The 16,711-nt window shown below is 72.0% G+C and carries 18 protein-coding genes; 9 read left to right on the top strand and 9 right to left on the bottom strand.

Features of this window, described 5'->3' with window-relative positions:
- The first annotated feature begins 108 nt into the window (after positions 1–108).
- Both KBX50_RS13820 and KBX50_RS13815 read left to right on the top strand, forming a co-directional pair.
- Positions 109–861: an HAD family phosphatase gene (locus tag KBX50_RS13820; protein ID WP_210937440.1), complete on the top strand. Its 753-nt coding sequence runs from the start codon at positions 109–111 to the stop codon at positions 859–861.
- A complete protein-coding gene (locus KBX50_RS13815) occupies positions 858–3,233 on the top strand; it encodes a glycoside hydrolase family 65 protein (protein WP_210937439.1) in 2,376 nt (791 codons plus the stop codon). Before KBX50_RS13820 ends, KBX50_RS13815 begins: the two co-directional genes overlap by 4 nt.
- Positions 3,234–3,248: 15 nt before the next feature.
- Here KBX50_RS13815 and KBX50_RS13810 read toward each other — a convergent pair whose 3' ends face one another.
- On the bottom strand, positions 3,249–3,428 hold the full coding sequence (locus tag KBX50_RS13810) for a hypothetical protein (RefSeq protein WP_210937438.1): 180 nt from the start codon (positions 3,426–3,428) through the stop codon (positions 3,249–3,251).
- A 167-nt stretch (positions 3,429–3,595) separates the two neighbouring features.
- On the opposite strand from KBX50_RS13810, the gene KBX50_RS13805 reads away from it, so the two are divergent.
- The 6 genes from KBX50_RS13805 (at position 3,596) to KBX50_RS13780 (ending at position 7,505) form a co-directional block, all read left to right on the top strand.
- Entirely contained in the window at positions 3,596–4,273 is a 678-nt protein-coding gene (locus KBX50_RS13805) for a dienelactone hydrolase family protein (protein WP_210937437.1), read from the top strand.
- A gap of 64 nt (positions 4,274–4,337) precedes the next feature.
- Positions 4,338–4,574 (top strand): lasso RiPP family leader peptide-containing protein, encoded by a 237-nt coding sequence (locus KBX50_RS33805; RefSeq protein WP_374224626.1) that lies wholly within the window; start codon positions 4,338–4,340, stop codon positions 4,572–4,574.
- A 7-nt stretch (positions 4,575–4,581) separates the two neighbouring features.
- Positions 4,582–5,196 carry an ATP-binding cassette domain-containing protein gene (locus KBX50_RS13795; protein ID WP_210937435.1) on the top strand — a complete coding sequence of 205 codons (615 nt, stop codon included), beginning with the start codon at positions 4,582–4,584 and terminating at the stop codon, positions 5,194–5,196.
- The gene (locus KBX50_RS13790) at positions 5,193–6,068 is read left to right on the top strand and encodes an ABC transporter permease (RefSeq protein WP_210937434.1); all 876 of its coding nucleotides are present in this window, start codon (positions 5,193–5,195) and stop codon (positions 6,066–6,068) included. The genes KBX50_RS13795 and KBX50_RS13790 overlap by 4 nt, the downstream gene beginning before the upstream one ends.
- A 7-nt stretch (positions 6,069–6,075) precedes the next feature.
- Entirely contained in the window at positions 6,076–7,227 is a 1,152-nt protein-coding gene (locus KBX50_RS13785; protein WP_210937433.1) for an asparagine synthase-related protein, read from the top strand.
- Positions 7,224–7,505, top strand: a complete 282-nt coding sequence (locus KBX50_RS13780; RefSeq protein ID WP_210937432.1) for a PqqD family protein — start codon at positions 7,224–7,226, stop codon at positions 7,503–7,505. The genes KBX50_RS13785 and KBX50_RS13780 overlap by 4 nt, the downstream gene beginning before the upstream one ends.
- On the opposite strand, the gene KBX50_RS13775 is transcribed toward KBX50_RS13780, so the two are convergent.
- The 8 genes from KBX50_RS13775 to KBX50_RS13740 all read right to left on the bottom strand — a co-directional run bounded on the left by KBX50_RS13775 (position 7,481) and on the right by KBX50_RS13740 (position 15,813).
- A complete protein-coding gene (locus KBX50_RS13775) occupies positions 7,481–7,915 on the bottom strand; it encodes a lasso peptide biosynthesis B2 protein (RefSeq protein ID WP_210937431.1) in 435 nt (144 codons plus the stop codon). The genes KBX50_RS13780 and KBX50_RS13775 overlap by 25 nt on opposite strands.
- On the bottom strand, positions 7,908–8,834 hold the full coding sequence (locus tag KBX50_RS13770) for a nucleotidyltransferase family protein (RefSeq protein WP_210937430.1): 927 nt from the start codon (positions 8,832–8,834) through the stop codon (positions 7,908–7,910). The genes KBX50_RS13775 and KBX50_RS13770 overlap by 8 nt, the downstream gene beginning before the upstream one ends.
- Complete coding sequence (locus KBX50_RS13765) at positions 8,831–9,664, bottom strand: hypothetical protein (protein WP_210937429.1); 834 nt, start codon at positions 9,662–9,664, stop codon at positions 8,831–8,833. Before KBX50_RS13765 ends, KBX50_RS13770 begins: the two co-directional genes overlap by 4 nt.
- 99 nt (positions 9,665–9,763) lie before the next feature.
- On the bottom strand, positions 9,764–12,469 hold the full coding sequence (locus tag KBX50_RS13760; protein WP_210937428.1) for a fibronectin type III domain-containing protein: 2,706 nt from the start codon (positions 12,467–12,469) through the stop codon (positions 9,764–9,766).
- A gap of 303 nt (positions 12,470–12,772) precedes the next feature.
- Positions 12,773–13,927 carry an AI-2E family transporter gene (locus tag KBX50_RS13755; protein ID WP_210937427.1) on the bottom strand — a complete coding sequence of 385 codons (1,155 nt, stop codon included), beginning with the start codon at positions 13,925–13,927 and terminating at the stop codon, positions 12,773–12,775.
- Positions 13,928–14,019: 92 nt separating this feature from the next.
- Positions 14,020–14,805, bottom strand: a complete 786-nt coding sequence (locus KBX50_RS13750) for a hypothetical protein (RefSeq protein ID WP_210937426.1) — start codon at positions 14,803–14,805, stop codon at positions 14,020–14,022.
- 176 nt (positions 14,806–14,981) lie between these two features.
- The gene (locus KBX50_RS13745) at positions 14,982–15,380 is read right to left on the bottom strand and encodes a hypothetical protein (RefSeq protein WP_210937425.1); all 399 of its coding nucleotides are present in this window, start codon (positions 15,378–15,380) and stop codon (positions 14,982–14,984) included.
- Positions 15,381–15,477: 97 nt separating this feature from the next.
- Positions 15,478–15,813 carry a MarR family winged helix-turn-helix transcriptional regulator gene (locus tag KBX50_RS13740; RefSeq protein ID WP_093408553.1) on the bottom strand — a complete coding sequence of 112 codons (336 nt, stop codon included), beginning with the start codon at positions 15,811–15,813 and terminating at the stop codon, positions 15,478–15,480.
- 198 nt (positions 15,814–16,011) lie between these two features.
- On the opposite strand from KBX50_RS13740, the gene KBX50_RS13735 reads away from it, so the two are divergent.
- Positions 16,012–16,710 carry a carbonic anhydrase gene (locus KBX50_RS13735; protein ID WP_210937424.1) on the top strand — a complete coding sequence of 233 codons (699 nt, stop codon included), beginning with the start codon at positions 16,012–16,014 and terminating at the stop codon, positions 16,708–16,710.
- The last annotated feature ends 1 nt before the right edge of the window (position 16,711 follow it).

Genomic DNA, 16,711 nt, shown 5'->3' with positions numbered 1-16,711 from the left:
CCACGCGGTGTGGACTGGGTGCGGTCAACTGACTGCACCCTGCACGCCGCCGCGCCGGTATCCGTGGAAGTGTGTTTGCCGGTACGCGTCGGCGGATAGATTGATACGATGCTCGGCCTGCCTGATCATGTGACCGCTGTTCTGTTCGACCTCGACGGTGTGCTCACGCAGACCGCCCGGGTGCACAACGCCGCCTGGACCGAGACGTTCGACGACTACCTGAGGCGGCGATCGGCCACCACCGGTGAGCCGTACCGACCGTTCGATCCGGGGCCGGACTATCACCGCTACGTCGATGGTCGCCCCCGTCTGGACGGGGTGCGGACCTTCCTCGCCTCCCGCGGCATCACCCTGCCCGAGGGCGCACCGGAGGATCCGCCGGGGGCCCAGACCGTGCACGGCCTCGGCAACCAGAAGAACGCCATGGTGTTGGAGCGGATCCGCACCATCGGAGTGGACGTCTACCCCGGCTCGGTCGCGTACCTGAAGGCGGTGGCTGCGGCGGGGCTGCGGCGTGCGGTGGTCACGGCCAGCGCCAACGGCCGTGAGGTGGTCGCCGCCGCCGGCCTGGAGCCGCTGTTGGAGGCTCGGGTGGACGGCCTCACCGCCCGAGCCGAGGGGCTACGCGGCAAGCCGTTCCCCGACACCTTCCTCGCCGGGGCGAAACTGCTCGACGTCACGCCGGAGAAGGCGGCTGTGGTCGAGGACGCGTTGGCCGGCGTCGAAGCTGGCCGGGCCGGCGGTTTCGGGTACGTGATCGGCGTGGACCGGGCCGGCCATGCCGACGAGCTGCGCGCGCACGGTGCCGACGTGGTGGTTGACGACCTCGCCGACCTGCTCGACGCCGGGCGGCCCGAGTGATCCGGGAACGGGCGTACCCGGTCGAACCGTGGCACGTCCGGGAGACCCGGCTGGACATGGACGTGCTCGCCCAGTCCGAATCGGTGTTCGCACTGTCCAACGGACACGTCGGACTGCGCGGAAACCTGGACGAGGGGGAGCCGCACGGGCTACCCGGCACCTACCTCAACTCGTTCTACGAGCTGCGGCCCCTGCCGTACGCGGAGGCCGGGTTCGGCTTCCCCGAGTCCGGCCAGACCATCGTCAACGTCACCAACGGCAAGCTGATCCGACTGATGGTCGACGACGAGCCGCTCGACGTGCGCTACGGCGAGGTGCTCGCTCATGAGCGGATCCTCGACATGCGCGCCGGCACCCTGCACCGGTCACTGCACTGGCGTTCGCCGGCCGGCCGTGAGGTCCGGGTGAACACCACCCGGCTGGTCTCCTTCCGGCAGCGCTCGGTGGCCGCGATCCGCTACGAGGTGGAGGTGGCCGACGACGAGCCGCTGCGGTTGATCATCCAGTCGGAACTGGTGGCAAACGAGACGTTGCCGCCGCAGAGCCGCGACCCGCGCGTCGCCGCCGTGCTGGAGTCGCCGTTGCAGGCGGAGGAGGAGCTGACCACTCCCGCCGGTGGGCTGCTGATCCACCAGACCAAGGTCTCCGGGCTGCGGGTCGCCGCCGCGATGGACCACGAGGTGGCCTCGCCGGCCCGGACGTCCGTCGGCTCCGAGGGCTACGAGGACTGGGTCCGTACCACCGTGGCCTGCGTACTGGAGCCGGGGCAGAAGCTCCAGGTGGTCAAGTACCTGACCTACGGTTGGTCCAGTCGGCGTTCCCTGCCGGCGCTGCGCGACCAGGTCGGTGCCGCGTTGGCCGCGGCGAAGCTGGACGGCTGGGACGGGCTGGTCCGTGAGCAGCGGGAGTACCTGGACGAGTTCTGGGACGCCGCCGACGTCGTGGTGGACGGGGATCCGGAGGTGCAGCAGGCGGTCCGGTTCGGCCTGTTCCACGTGCTCCAGGCGGGCGCGCGGGCGGAGCGCCGGCCCATCTCGGCCAAGGGGCTCACCGGCCCCGGGTACGACGGGCACGCGTTCTGGGACACCGAGATGTTCGTCCTGCCGGTGCTGACATACACCCACCCGGCCGCCGTACGGGACGCACTGTACTGGCGTTTCTCCACCCTGGAGCAGGCCCGGGAACGGGCGCGGACGCTCAACCTGGCCGGTGCCGCCTTCCCGTGGCGGACCATCGAGGGGCCGGAGTCGTCGGGTTACTGGCCGGCGGGCACCGCCGCCTTCCACATCGCCGCCGGTATCGCCGACGCGCTGCGCCGCTACGTGCTGGTGACCGGCGACCGGCAGGTGGAGCGGGAGATCGGGCTGGAGTTGCTGGTGGAGACCGCCCGGCTGTGGCGCTCGCTCGGGCACCACGACCGCAGCGGCAACTTCCACGTCGACGGGGTCACCGGTCCCGACGAGTACACCGCCGTCAAGAACGACAACATCTACACCAACCTGATGGCCCAGCGGAACCTACGGACCGCCGCCGAGGTGGCGATGCGGTACCGCGACGAGGCGTTCCACCTCCGGGTCACCGACGAGGAGGCCGCCGCGTGGCGCGACGCCGCCGCGGCCATGCACATCCCGTACGACGAGGAACTCCGGGTGCACCAACAGGTGGAGGGCTTCACCCGGTTGCAGGAGTGGGACTTCGAGCAGACCCCGCCCGACAAGTACCCGCTGCTGCTGCACTATCCGTACTTCGACCTGTACCGCAAACAGGTGATCAAGCAGGCCGACCTGGAGTTGGCCATGCACTGGCGGGGCGACGCCTTCACCGCCGAGGAGAAGCTGCGCAACTTCCTCTACTACGAGCGACGTACGGTCCGCGACTCGTCCCTGTCGGCCTGTACCCAGGCGGTGCTGGCGGCGGAGGTCGGCTACTCCGATCTGGCGCACAGCTATCTGCGCGAGGCCGCGCTGATGGACCTGCACGACCTGAACGAGAACACCCGCGACGGGGTGCACATGGCCTCGCTCGCGGGTGCCTGGATAGCGCTGGTCGCCGGGTTCGGCGGCCTACGGGACCACGACGGGACGCTGTCGTTCGCGCCCTGCCTGTCGAGCCGGCTCAACGGCCTGTCGTTCTCGCTCCAGTGGTGCGGAATGCGGCTGCGGGTCGACGTACGCGGCCACGACACGACGTACGCCCTGCACCACGCCGCCCCGGACGCCGTCATCGAGCTGCGGCACCACGGCAAACCGGTGCGCGTCACCTGCGACGAGCCGGTGACCGTACCGAATCCGCCGCCGCGTACGGACCTGCCGATGCCGGAGCAGGCACCCGGTCGGGCACCCCTGCTCCGGCTGCCGGAGAACCCGGCCTGACCCGCTGCGTCGCCGTCAGATGGGCTCACCCTGGGAAGGGCGGCCGGTGGCGTCGTGGGGCGTCCTCGCCCGGGGATCGTCGGCCGAACGCGCCTGGGCCGCGTCGTCCGCCCAGTCCCGTCCGCGCTTGTCGTCCTGTTCCCGCCGCTCGCGTTCGGCGGCGGACTGCACGGGCTCCCGCTGGTGATGCGCCATGACGGTCCTCGCGATCTGTCGGCGGCGCCGGTGACGCCGGTCCGTCTGCGGTCGCTCGTCGGCTACCCGGCACCCCCGGACGCAAACCCGCTCCCAGGGCGACCGGAGGGCGTGTCCTCGGCCGAGCCGGGTATCCGGCTGGGTGAGTCAGTCACTGGGGGGCGAAGATGGACGTACGCGACGAAGTGGTGACGATCCCGGCGGGTGAGGTCCTGCTCCCGGCCGATCTGCTGGTGCCGACGGAGCCGGTCGGCGCGGTGCTGTTCGCGCACGGCAGTGGCAGTTCCCGGCACAGTCCACGCAACGTGGCGGTGGCTCACCAGCTCAACCGGGCCGGGTTCGGCACTGTCCTGGTGGATCTGCTCACCCCCGCCGAGGACGAGGTGGACGCGGTCACCGCCGAGCTGCGCTTCGACATCGGGCTGCTGGCCGACCGCCTCGCCGGGATCGTGGACTGGCTGGCCACCGAGCGGCCGTTCGGGACGACCCCGGTCGGCCTCTTCGGCGCGAGTACGGGGGCAGCCGCCGCGCTGGTCGCCGCGGCGCGACGGCCTGATCTGGTACGAGCGGTGGTGTCCCGCGGTGGTCGTCCCGACCTGGCCGGCTCCGCGCTGGGCCAGGTACGCGCCGCCACGCTGCTCCTCGTCGGCGGTCTCGACGAGCAGGTGATCACCCTCAACGAGCAGGCGTTGGGCCGGCTGACGTCCCGGGCCGAACTTCGGGTGATCCCCGGCGCGACGCACCTCTTCGAGGAGCCGGGCACGCTGGACCAGGTCGCCGACGCGGCGGCCGACTGGTTCCATGATCACCTGCACCCCCAACCGACCCGCACCAGCCGGGGATGACTACGCCACACAGGACAGGCCGGCGCGCTCGGACGGGAATGGGTAGCCGGCTGTTGCACGGCCAATGCTCAATCGGCGCTTCCTGCGGGGAACATACGTTACTCTGTCGCAGAGCCCATATCGGATATTGGAGCATTATATGAGCGAAAAGCGCATTCCACTAGAGAGTGGCCAAAAGCGAGACCAGGCTCGTGGCTACCGAGCCCCCCAGGTGGAGCGACTCGGCACCCTCGCCGAGCTCACCCGAGGCGGCACGGGTCCCATCGGCGACGGTCAGGGCGGCACCGGCGACTCCCTCTGAGAGCCCGATGCTCCGCCTTCGTGGCGCGTCCCGCTGGTTCGGTCGACACCGGGTCTTCTCCGGGCTCGATCTCGACGTGCCGGCGGGAACGCGACTGCTCGTCACGGGCGGCAACGGCTCCGGCAAGACGACCCTGCTGCGGTGTCTCGCCGGCACCCTGTCGCTCACCTCCGGCACCGCCCTGGTCGACGGCCACCCGGCCGGATCGTCTGGTGCCCGCCGCGCCATGGGGGTCTGCCTCAACCCGGAACAGGGCCTCTACGGCAGGCTTTCCGGCCGCGACAACCTGCTGCTGGCGGCCCGCCTTCGGCTCCCCGATGCCGCCGCTCGTCGGATGGTCGCCGAGGTCGAGGACGAGTTCGAGATCGGCCCGTTCGCACGGGTGCCGATGCAGCGCTGTTCGGCGGGTATGCGGGCCCGGGTGACGATCGCCCGCAGCCTGCTCGCCGACCCGACCGCGCTGGTGCTTGACGAGCCTGCCCGTTCCCTCGACGAGCGGGCTCGAGGCCTGCTCTGGGCCGCGCTGGACCGTCGTCGGCACTTGGCCTGCGTCGTGGTGTCCCACCAGTCGGAGGATCGTAACCAGTGCGAACGCACGCTGACCCTCCCGGTCCGTCGGTGAGTCGCCCGACGACCGGGCGACCCGGCGGCGCGGCGGTCGAATCGCCACCGACCGCCGTGCGGCTGCCGAACCGAGCGAGCGCAGGTTCGACGCTGTTCGCCCTGGTCGGTCGCGACCTCGCCGAACGGGGCAGGCTGGTGCCGCCGCTGCTGCTGGACCTGGCCTTCGGCATCGTGAACCTGGCTGTCTTCCTGCTCATCTCCCGGGTGCTCAGCGCCCCGGACGACGACGCCCTCAGGCACTTCGCCAACTACTTCGACTTCGTCGCGGTGGGTCTCACCTTCATGCTCGTCGTCCAGGCCGCCACCAGCCAGGTCACTTCCCGGGTGGCCCAGGAGCAGCGGGACGGCACGCTCGAGATGCTGGTCGCCCAGCCGGTACCCCGGTGGGTTCTCGCCGTCGGGCTGGCCGCTCACCCGTTCGCCTTCGCGCTGCTCCGCGCCACGATCTACCTCGCCGTCCTCAGTCTGCTGTTCGGGTTGGACGTCAGTCGGGCGAGTTGGGTCGGTACGGTCCTCGTCCTGGCGGCGGCGGTCGGGGTGATGCTGGCGGTGGGCGTCGCCCTGATGGCGTTCACCGTCGCGTTCGGTCGCGGTGACCTTGTCGCCCGTTTGACGATGGTGGTGATCGCGTTCGTATCCGGCACCTACTTTCCGGTGGCCACCCTCCCGGGGGTGCCGTCGTGGCTGACTGCCGCGTTGCCCACCCGAATCGCCCTCGACGGGTTCCGGCACGCGCTCAACGGGCAGCCGTGGGGCAGCGACCTGATCGTCCTGCTCGGCTGCGCCGCCATCATGCTGCCGATCTCCGTCGGGTTGTTCGGCGGGGCGCTGCACCGCGCCTGTCGGCGGGGCACCCTGAACCGAGAGTGAGGCGGATATGCGCTGGCCCACCCAATACGACCTGGCGACCGGCCTCGTCACCGGCGTAGCGCCGCCCGGCGCCGCCGAGAACGGGCCGCTCCGCGTCGTGCCCACCACGCTGTCCCCGCTGGCCGCGCTGGAGGCCGCCGTGCTCCCCGCGCTGCGACGGCCGCCGTGTTTGATCAGCTTCTCCGGCGGGCTCGACTCGTCGGTGGTGCTCGCCGTCGCCGTCCGGGTCGCCCGCCGGGAAGGGCTGCCCGACCCGGTCCCGGTCACCTGGCGGTTCACCGGAGCGCCCCGCGCGTACGAGTCACCGTGGCAGGACGAGATCGTCCGGGTGCTGGACGTGGGCCGGGACTGGCAGATCCTCACCGCGGAGGACGATCTCGACCTGGTCGGGCCGGTCGCCCGGCGGTTCCTGCACCGCTTCGGTGTGCTGCACCCGTTGAACCTGCACCTGCACCTGCCGATCGTGGAGCTGGCGGCGGGTGGCTCGTTGCTCACCGGCGGCGGTGGCGACCAGATCCTCGCCGGTTGGCGCCGTCCCGCCCCGGCCTCGCTGCGGGAGGCGGCCGGGCGGCTCCGCGCTGCGGTTCGACGCCACCGGCCGGCGGCCACCGAGGTGTTCCCGTGGCTGCGGCCCCGCGCAGCGCGGCACGTCCACCGGGCCTACCGCGCCGAGGAACGGGCCGAGCCGGTACGGCTGGACGAACGGGTCGCCTGGCATCTACGGCGGCGCGACCTGCGTACGTCGGTAGCCTGCTTCACTCGGGTCGCCGACGCCCACGACGTACGGCTGGTGCAGCCCCTGCTCGACCCGGTGTTCGCTGGCGCGCTCGTCGGGTGGGCGGGGCGCCGGCGCCGGCCGACCCGCGCCGAACTCCTCGCCGGCATCGCCGCCGGGGAACTGCCCGCGCCGGTGACCGCCGCCCGCCGCAAGGCGCACTTCCTGGCGGTCTTTCTCCGCCGGCCCACCCGCGATTTCGTTCAGCACTGGGACGGCCACGGCGTCGACGAGGATGTGGTCGACCCGGCCGCCCTGCGGGAGGTCTGGTCGCGATGGCCGATCCCGGAGTGCACGGCCGGCCTCGTCCAACATCTCTGGTTGAGGCAGAACCCACCGGCGTCGTCCCCCTGGCCAACCCCCCACATGGAGGTGTCATCGTGAACGCTGCACAGCCGACCGTCTACCGCATCGCCGAGCAGCGCACCGCCTGGCGGCAGGCCGGTGAGGACATCGTCGTACTGGACACCCGGCAGTCCGTCTACTTCGGGCTGGACGCGGTCGGCGCGCTGCTGTGGCGCCGGCTGGTGGACGGCGCCACCGTCGCGGAGTTGACCGAGACGCTGGCCTCCACGGCCGACGTCGAGTGGGACCGGGTCGCCGAGGACGTACGGTGTTTCCTCGCCGACCTCGACCGTCACGGTCTGGTCGAACGCTCCTGAGCACTGGCCGGCAGCCAGCCGGCGGGCGGCTCCCGACGGAGCAACTCGGTCATCTCCGCACGGTGCGGATCGGGATCCCCAGCCAGCCACGCGTGCGCGTGGAACCCGCTGCTGGGCGCGGTCACCCCGATGACCAGCGTGCGTGCCGTCCGCTGGCGGGCGTCCCACCGCTGCAACACCAGCGACCGTTCCAGGCAGTTCGCCCCCGCATGGTGCAACGCCCGAACGACCACCGTTCGATCGTCGGTGCCACCCGCCGGTGGCACGGGTGGCGCGACGGCGTCCATGCCGCCCCGGACGAGCTGGCGGCGGATGCGGCGACGGGCCCGCAGTGTCCACACCGCGATTCGCAACCCGCGCAGACCGTGCCGCTGTAGCAGGGCCGTCAGCGGGCGCAGCCGATCAGCCATCGGTCGCCCGTCGGGCGGCGCGGCGGACCTGAGGAATGGCCCGGGGGACCTGCCAGCAGGCCCGCCCGAAGCGCAGCAGGTACGCCAGGGCCAGCCCGGCGCCGCCGCGCCGGGCCAGCGGCCGGTTGTAGCGCATCTCAGCCGGCGCGGGGGCCAGCCGGCGGGCAAGGTAGTCGACCCGTTGCCGAATGGTCGGCAGCTCACCGGCACGAGCCAGCACGCACGCCTCGGCGCTGCCGTCGCCGTGGACGACGTGGTGCAACGTCGAGGACCCTGACGGCAACCGCAGCGCGTCGGCGAGCGCCACACCTGCTGCCACCCGGCGCAACCCGAAGGCGAAGGTCGTGGCGGCCCCGGTCCGCTCCGCGAGGTCGGCCGCGGCCCGCCAGCTGGCCTCGGGGATGACCGCGAGCGCCCGTTCGAGGTCGGCCTTGGGGCGCGGTGAGCCTCCGGGGTAGACGGCGTGCAGCGCGACCAGCATCGTGGCGCCGACCCGGTCCGGGACCAGAACTGTGTGACCGGCGAGGTGCAGTGGCTCGGCGGTGGCTCGCAGCGCCGCCCAGAGGCCGTCCGGGTCGCTCACTCCGTGGAAACTCCGGTGCAGGTCGATCGGGAGCGACACCGGACCGGGTGTCCGCCACGGTCGCGCGTGCCAGCCCACCCAGTCGTCCTCGCGGACGCCCGGCATCTTCCGCCGGTATCCCAGGTCGAGGAACGCCTGCTGGGCGGCGTCGAACGTTGCCGGGGCGACGAGCAGGTCGACGTCGGTGTACGTGCGGGAGCGTTGGACGCCCAGCCGGTGGGCCAGCCCCGCTCCCTTGATCAGGATGCTGTCGATGCCCCGGCCGCGCAGGGCGGTGTGGGTGGTCGCCGCGGCCTCGTCCAGGGCAAGGCAGTACATCGCGTCGGGGTGGTTCACGGCAGCACCACCGCCGTCGCGGGTGTCGCTTCGAGCAGCGCGCAGACCTGGTCGAGGGTGCCCCAGTCGCGGGGACGGCTCAGATCCCATGCCGGCAGTGCGGCCAGGGTGAGCAGGACAGCCGGGTCGGTGGGCAACTGGTGCCAGGAACGCCAGGCGGCCAGCCGGGCCAGCAGGGCGGTGGCTGGCACCGGAGCCACCTCGACCGCGTCGCCCCAGTGCAGGAAGAACCAGCCGCCCAGGGGTGTCCGGTGCCGGATGGGCGGTAGCTGAATGCGGGTGCGGGTGCTGGCCCGGGCCGGCCCGCTGGGCAGGGCAACTCCGGGCACCGGTTCCCGCAGGTCGATGCAGCGCGGCCCGGCGAAGACGTCGGTGCCGTCGAGGACCAGCACGTCGTCGGCGACCACCGGCACGCCCCGGGCCGCGAGGGCCGCCAGCAGGCTGCTCTTTCCGGCGGTGCGCGGTCCGGTGACCGCCCAGACGCGACCGTCCCGGATGAAGCCGCCGGCGTGGAAGGTCTCCCGACCGGCCCAACGGTTGAAGGTGGTCGCCACCGAAGCCAGGTACGGGTGGGCGAGCAGGTCGGGGGTGAGCGGCGGGCCGTGGAAGACGGCGGTGCGTCGTTCCCGGTCGACGGCGAGGTGTCGCCCGTCGGCGAGCAGCCGTACGCCGCGCCGGTGGTCGAGCGGGTGCGGGGCGGGCCGTGGTGAGTCGGCGTCCTGGCGGACCGTCACCTCGGGCAACGGGTCGGTCCCGGCCGGCATCAGCTCGGTGACGCCGGCCAGGCCGTGGACCCGTAGTCCGTAGGCGAAGCGTGCGGATGGCCGCATTCTGGGTTCTCCCGGAGCGTGGGGTGTCTCGGTGGATCAACGACGGGCAGCGGTGCGGGTGGCGCTCAGCGGAGCACCACCCGCACCGTTCGTTGTCGGTCAGCGCAGTGTGCCGCTGACCAGGTGCCCCTTGCGGAAGCTGGCCGAGTTCGGGCCGGCCTTCTTGAGCTTGGTGCGGGAGTTCGCGCTGGACACCTTGCTGGCTGTCGCAGCCGGGGTGCCGCCGAGGGCGTCGATGTCCCAGCCGATCCAGTACCGGCCGGGGGTGTCGATGGCGAGGGTCAGGGCGATGTCGATCGACTCACCGCTGCCGAGGCCGCCCAGGTCGAGCGGGAGGGCCAGGGTGGTGGAGAGGCCACCGCCGGGTGGGCTGGTCGCCGGGGCGTCCATCCGCAGGTTCTGCACGGTCACGGTGTCGCCGTTGCTCAGTGTGACCGAACTGGTGGGTGTGGTCGGGTTGATCAGCCGCAGGTTGCCGTGCGGCGGCGGCGGCTCCGGGTCACCCGGTTTCGGTGCGCCGTTCGCCTGGCTGAGTGCGGTGATCCGCAGCCGGGCCTGGGTGATGGGTTGGGCGGACCGGTTGGTGAGCGTCCGGCGCAGCACGATGCGGTTGCCGATCACTTCCCGGTTGGGCACCGCCGAGGAGGCGACGCCGGTGTCCAGCAGGGTGGTCTGCAAGCTGCCGTTCTGCTGGTAGACGCCGAGGCTGTTCTGCGGCGACGGGCTGCCGAGTGCCGCGGGCAGCCCGTTGAGCGGGCCGAGGACGGTCGACACCAGCGTCATGTCGCGGGCGGTGTCGTCGGTGTCCACCAGCTGTCCGTTGGTGCGCAGCCGTACCCAGGCGAAGGTGACGAACGGTGGGGCGCCGAAGGCCGGCAGCGGGCTGCCCACGAAGAAGCCGGGTGCCGAGCCGGCCGCGTCGACGATGGTGCCGGGCACGTCCGGGGCGACCAGCCGGAGGCCGCCGCCGGGCCCGAGACTTGGCACCACCAGGTCGGGCAGGATGTTGTCCAGCGAGTAGTCGGCTGCCGCGACCAGATAGCCGCGGCCTGGCGGGATGGGACGGGCGCTTTGCGGGATGGTGACCGTCGGGCCGCCCGCGGTCTCGATGGTGAAGCCGGCGATCGGCAGGTTGAGCGCCGTGGTGTTGCGTATGCCGACGAACTGGTCGGCGGGGCCGGCGAGCCCGGACTGGGCGAACTGGCCGATGAGCACCTGCCCCGGCACGGCGCGGACATCGACGACGACAACGTTCGAATTGGACACGCCGTTGGTGTTGCTGGCGTCGTACTGGACCCGGAAGCTGTTCAGGCCGAAGGCCGGCATCTGCGCCTGGAACTCCGCCGCGTTGAAGCTCACCGGGAAGGTGCCCAGCGGTTCGTCGGTGCCGTTCGGCAGCACGTCGATCAGCGTGACGGTGCCCTCGGCCACGCCCGGGCCGACCGTCACGTTGAAGGTCACCGGGGTGCCGAAGTCGGTCTGGGCGACGGAGGCGGTCAGGGTCACCACGCTCTTCGGCTGGACGATCAGCCGGAAGTTCTGGGTGTCGGTGAGCCCGAAGGCGTCGGTGACGCGGATCGTGAACGGGTAGGCATTGGCGACCGTCGGCAGGCCGGTGAGGTTCCCGGTGGCCGGGTCGAGGGTCAGGCCCGGCGGCAGTGACCCGTCGGCGAGCGACCAGCTGAACGGCGCGGTGCCGCCGACCACGGTGAACTGGTTCGAGTAGGCCGCCTCGACCTCACCCAGCGGGGGCTCCGTGTTGCGCAGTTCGGGGGCCTGGTTGACCTGGAGCACGATCAGCCGCGAGCCGTAGTGGCCGTCCGCGTCGACGACCCGGACCACCAGCGGGTAGGTGCCGGCGGTGGTCGGCACCCCGGAGAGGGTGCCGTCATCGGGCCGGATGGTCAGCCCCGGTGGAAGGCTGCCGGACTCGACGGACCACACGAACGGCGGCACGCCGCGGGTCACGTCCAGGGCGGCGACGTAGGCGACGCCCACCGCGGCCGGCGGCGGCGTGGGGAACGCAAGTGTGGGGGACACGTTGGTGATCACAACCGGCGACAGCGCCGACTCGGGACCGGTGCCCTGGCTGGTCCGGGCGGCCACGGTGAACCGGTAGGTGACCCCGGCCGTCAGGCCGGTGGCCGTCCCGGTGGTCGCCGGGCCGAGGGTCTGACTCGCCTGGGGGGCGCCGCCGATGTAGGGGGTGATCACCCAGTTGGTGACCGGCGAGCCGCCGTCGAAACCGGGGGTCCAGCTCAGCGTGGCGCTCACGCTGTTGGCGAAGACCGCCGCTATGGTCGGCGCCGACGGCAGGGCCAGGATGCCGGCCCGCGCGGACCGCTTGCTGGCTGGCCCCACGCCGGCCGCGTTCTTCGCGGCCACCGTGAAGGTGTACGCCCCGCCAGCGCGCAGACCACTGACCTTTCGGCTGGTCTTCGACGCGTCGAAGGTGATCCGCTTCTGGGCCTTGCCGTTGCGGTAGGGCGTCACCACGTACCCGGTGATCTTGCTGCCGCGGTCGTCGGGTGCCTTCCAGGTGACGACGGCCTTGCTGCCCTTGCGGGCGGCCCGGGGTGCGGCCGGCGCGGCCGGCTTCTCCGGTTGCGGTGCCGCCTTGGCGGCCTTCGTGGACTCAGTCACCAGTTGCATGTTGGCCAGCGAGGGCGGAGCCGCCCGGGTAGCGACCGGTTTGTCGACGACCGGATCCCGGGCGGCGGCCGGGGCCGCCGCCGCAGCGGACAGTGCCAGTGTGGATGCGATCGCCAGGGCGGCCAGCACGCGGATTCGGTGCGGAATTGACATTGGTGCTCCTACCTGGGCACCGGCCGCCGGTGCGGCGGGTGCTCGACCTCAACGCGGATGTGGACGGTGGCGCGAGGAGAGTCACCCGACCGGTGGTCACCCCGTTGTTCTGCCGGTCGCGTCCCGCACCTGAGAGCGGCGATCGGAATATCCGTCAAACACGACATTCACTCGGAAAGTTTCCGTTTCCGCCCATATCTCTATAGCATCTCTGGTCGGCGCTCGGGGTAGATCTGTCGCTCGGATGACAGTCTATTTTCGCAGGTGGGAGGCGGTTTCGCGGTGGCTGGCCCACTCGGTGGGTTACGCCGGCGTCGAGTCCGGGGCGGGCTCGGTGGGCGCCGGGCCAGATGGTGTCGCGGCGGCCTCACGTTGACGCTGCACGCTGTCGATCACCCGCCAGGCGACGGCGGTGATCGGGACCGCCACGAAGGCGCCCGCGATGCCGGCGATCAGGGTGCCGGCGGTCACCGCGACCAGGATCACCACCGGGTGCAGCCGTACCTGGCGCTTCATCACCAGCGGCTCCAGCAGGTTGCCCTCGATCTGCTGAACGGCGATCACGGCGGCAAGGGTGAGCAGGGCGGTGGTCGGCCCGTTGGCGGCCAGGGCCACCAGCACCGCGACCGCGCCGGCCACGGTGGCACCGACGATCGGTACGAACCCGCCGATGAACGTGATCAATGCTAGCGGGAACGCCAGCGGCACCCTGAGCAGCACCAGCGCCAGGCCGATACCGATGGCGTCGATGGCCGCGATCAACATGGTGCCCCGACTGTACGAACCGAGGGTGTGCCAGCCGATGCGGCCCGCCTCGGCGGCGATGTCCCGGTTGCGGCCGGCGGCCCGGCGCAGCGTCCACTGCCACATCTCCCGGCCGTCCTTGAGCAGGAAGAACAGCAGCACCAGGGCGAGCAGGGCGGAGCCCACGACCTCGGCCACGGTGCGGGCGCTGGCGACCGGGTCCACCTGCTGCTGGCTGATCGCCTGGCGCAGTTGGTCCAGCAGGCTGTCGAGCTGTGCGTCGCTGACCGGCAGGGTGGAGGTGACGAAGTCGCGGGTGCGCTCCAGCCCTTGCCGCAGTTCCTGACCCAACTCGCTGAACTGGTCGGCGGTCAGACTCCACACCAGTGCGCCGACGCCGCCCAGGATGCCGAGCAGGAGCAGCACGCTGAGCAGAGCGGCGAGCGCGGCCGGCAGACGCAGCCGGCGGAGCGCCAGCTGCACCGGATCGAGCAGCGCGGCGAGGAACAGGGTCGCGGCCACGGCGATGGCCAGCGGGGTGACCAGCAGCGTGATCCGGGCCAGCAGATAGAGCCCGGCGGCGATCACCACCAGGCAGGCGCTCCACACCACCGCGGAACGGACCAGCCAGGGCAGGGCGGCCCAGGTCTGGCGCGGCCCGGCACCCCGAACCGCCGTCTCGTCGGGCTGGTTTCCGCCATCGCTTGCGACCACGTCGGCCCTCCTCAATGTCCGGCGAGGTCGGTACCCGGTCGACGTCCTTCCGACACTAATTGCCGGAGATCGGGCCGGAGGGCGTTCGGCTATCAGTACGCGGCGACCGGTGCCCGGCCGACGACCGCCGGGATCTCCCGGGTCTGCTCGGCGGCAGCGGGAGTGGTCAGCGGAAGGAGCGACTCACGTTCCGCTGCCGCCGGCAACAGCGCGGCGGCCGCTTCCTCGCGCAGGCTCCTCGCCGCGGCGGCGGCGAGTTCCGCGGCCCGCCAGGTCGCCTGCTCCCGTTCCCGGGCCGCCCGCTGCCGGGCCAGCAGGTGGTCGCGTACCGCCCGGCGCAGCATCAACTCCTGCTCCACCGGGTGCAACCGGGGATCCCAGCCGCGGTGCGCGAAGACATCGCTGAGCTGCTCCACCGACAACTCCCGCCGCCAGTACGCGTCCAGGGCGGACCGGTGCAGCCAGCGCTCACGGTCGGCGTACTCGGCGGGGGTGCGGGCGGTCTGCGGCAGCGGCATGCCGGCGGCATCGGAGAGCCGGCGTACGTCCGCCTCCGCGGTCTCGTACGCCTGCCACGCCTGCTCGGCCTCGTCCTGCGCGGTGAGCCATTCGTCGCGGCGGTGCCGGGCCGTCGCGTCGGCCCGCTCCGCGGCGATCGTGACCTCGTCGGCCCAGCGCTCCTGGTCACGTCGTTGCTCGGCGTGGTCGGACCGGCTAGGCAGCGCGGCCTCGCGGATGCGGGTGCCGGCGTCGAAGCGGAGAAGTCGAGGTCGTAGCAGCAGGCCGGTGACGGCGAGCGTCACCACGCCGAGCAGGCCCAGCCAGATGGCGGCGGCGCGGGGCGCGTCGAGCAGGACGGAGGAGAGAGCGGTACGCATCATCAACACCTCGCGGTCGGGATGAGTCGTCGACTGTGATGGACGCGGGTTGTGACGGCGGGCCTCGCGCCGGGGCACGGCTGATGCCACGGTTGGCCGTTGGGCCGGGTCCCGGGGGTCTGGCCGGCGGAGCGGCGGCGTCACCTGGCTCGATCGGTCGAGCGGACCGCCGTCGGTCAGTCGGTGGGTGGACCGCGACGGGTCGGCTCACCGGCACGGACGGCGGGCACCGGGGCGACGCGGTGATCGACCTGGGCGGCATCGGCCGGCTTGGCATCGGCACGGTCGGGTCGCAGCGGCGCGCCGGTGGCCGGTGCCCGCCAACCCTGGCCGGCGTCGACCGCCTGGGCGGGCTCGACGATGGGCTGGACGGCCGACATCGTGGTGGATGGCGAGCCGCCGACGACCGTGGCGCTCGGTGGTGGTACGGCGGTGGGCCGGGCCGACGGATCGGCCGCGACGGCCCCACCGACACCTACGGCGAGCACCAGGGTCGCCAACGCCAACCGGGTCAGTTCACGTAGTGCGCACAGCATTGCCGGCCACAGTGGACGGGCGAATGCTGGAGACGACACGGGATCCAACCTATCCCGCCGTCGGCGTGATCGCAGCGCGGCGATCGTTCCGGGTGGGTGAAGCGCGCCACGTCGTCTGATCAGGGCGGCCGCCGGCTCAATGGTCGGCGGTGTCGGTCACCTGCTCCTTGGTGAAGAGGGCCAGCAGGTCACCCACCTGGTGGTCGGCCTCCGCCGGGTGGCGGAACCGCCCGGCCGGGTTGAGGGTGTACTCGTTGCGCCGGCCCACCCGGGTGCGGTGCAGGTAGCCGCCCGCCTCCAGGTCGGCGACGATGGCCTGAGCGGCACGTTCGGTGACGCCGACCTCCGTCGCGACGTCGCGTAGCCGGGCGGTGGGGTTACGGGCGATGGCGAGCAGGACGTGCGCATGGTTCGTGAGGAAAGTCCAGTTCCGTGCGCTTTCCCGTCCGTCAGTGCTCGCCATGCCCGCCATCGTATGACCTGCCGTTCGAGTACCCCGGCCCGCGCCGTCACCGGCCCCGGTCCGGCCGGGCGCAAGCGTCGACTGATGCATGAAATGCATATCACGTATAGCTTGACGTGCGTTATGCCGCGTGTGACCGTGATGGCAGCCCGTGACCAGCGCCGGCCGGGATGACCAGGCATTCTCCCAGAGATGAGGTGCAGCCGGATGAGTCGACCCGGAACGCTCGGTCCCCAGCCCGGACCGGACCGCGAGTTACTCACCGCGGATCTTCCCGGTGCCCCGCAGCGGGCCCTCGCCGAGTTGCTCGCCGGCAACCGGCGGTTCGTCACCGACGCACTGCGGCATCCCAACCAGAACGCTGGGCGACGGGCCGCCGTCGCGGCCGAACAGCATCCCTTCGCGGTGATCGTCGGCTGCTCCGACTCCCGGCTCGCCGCCGAGATCATCTTCGATCGCGGGTTGGGTGACCTCTTCGTGGTGCGCACCGCCGGGCACACCGTCGGGCCGGAGGTGCTGGGCAGCGTGGAGTACGCGGTGGCCGTGCTGCGTACGCCCCTGGTGGTGGTGCTCGGCCATGACTCGTGCGGCGCTGTCCAGGCGGCCCGCGAGGCGCTGGCCACCGCCACCACGCCGCCCGGGCATCTGGGTGCCGTGGTCGACGCCGTGGTGCCGAGCCTGCACCGGGCGCAGGAAGCCGGAGTGCACGACCTGGACGGCATCGTGGACGTCCACATCGCGCGGACCGTCGAGACGATGCTGGCCTCCTCCGCGGCCCTCGCGGCGGAGGTGGCTGCCGGGCGATGTGCGGTGGTCGGCATGTCGTACCGACTGGCCGCCGGTGAGGTGCGGGCGGTGGCCGCGGAACCCGCCGAACTCGGCGGTGCGGTGGCGACCGCGCCCTGAT

Source organism: Micromonospora sp. C51, from assembly GCF_018070435.1.
Lineage (GTDB): Bacteria > Actinomycetota > Actinomycetes > Mycobacteriales > Micromonosporaceae > Micromonospora > Micromonospora sediminimaris.
This window is presented reverse-complemented; position numbering and strand designations above follow the sequence as displayed.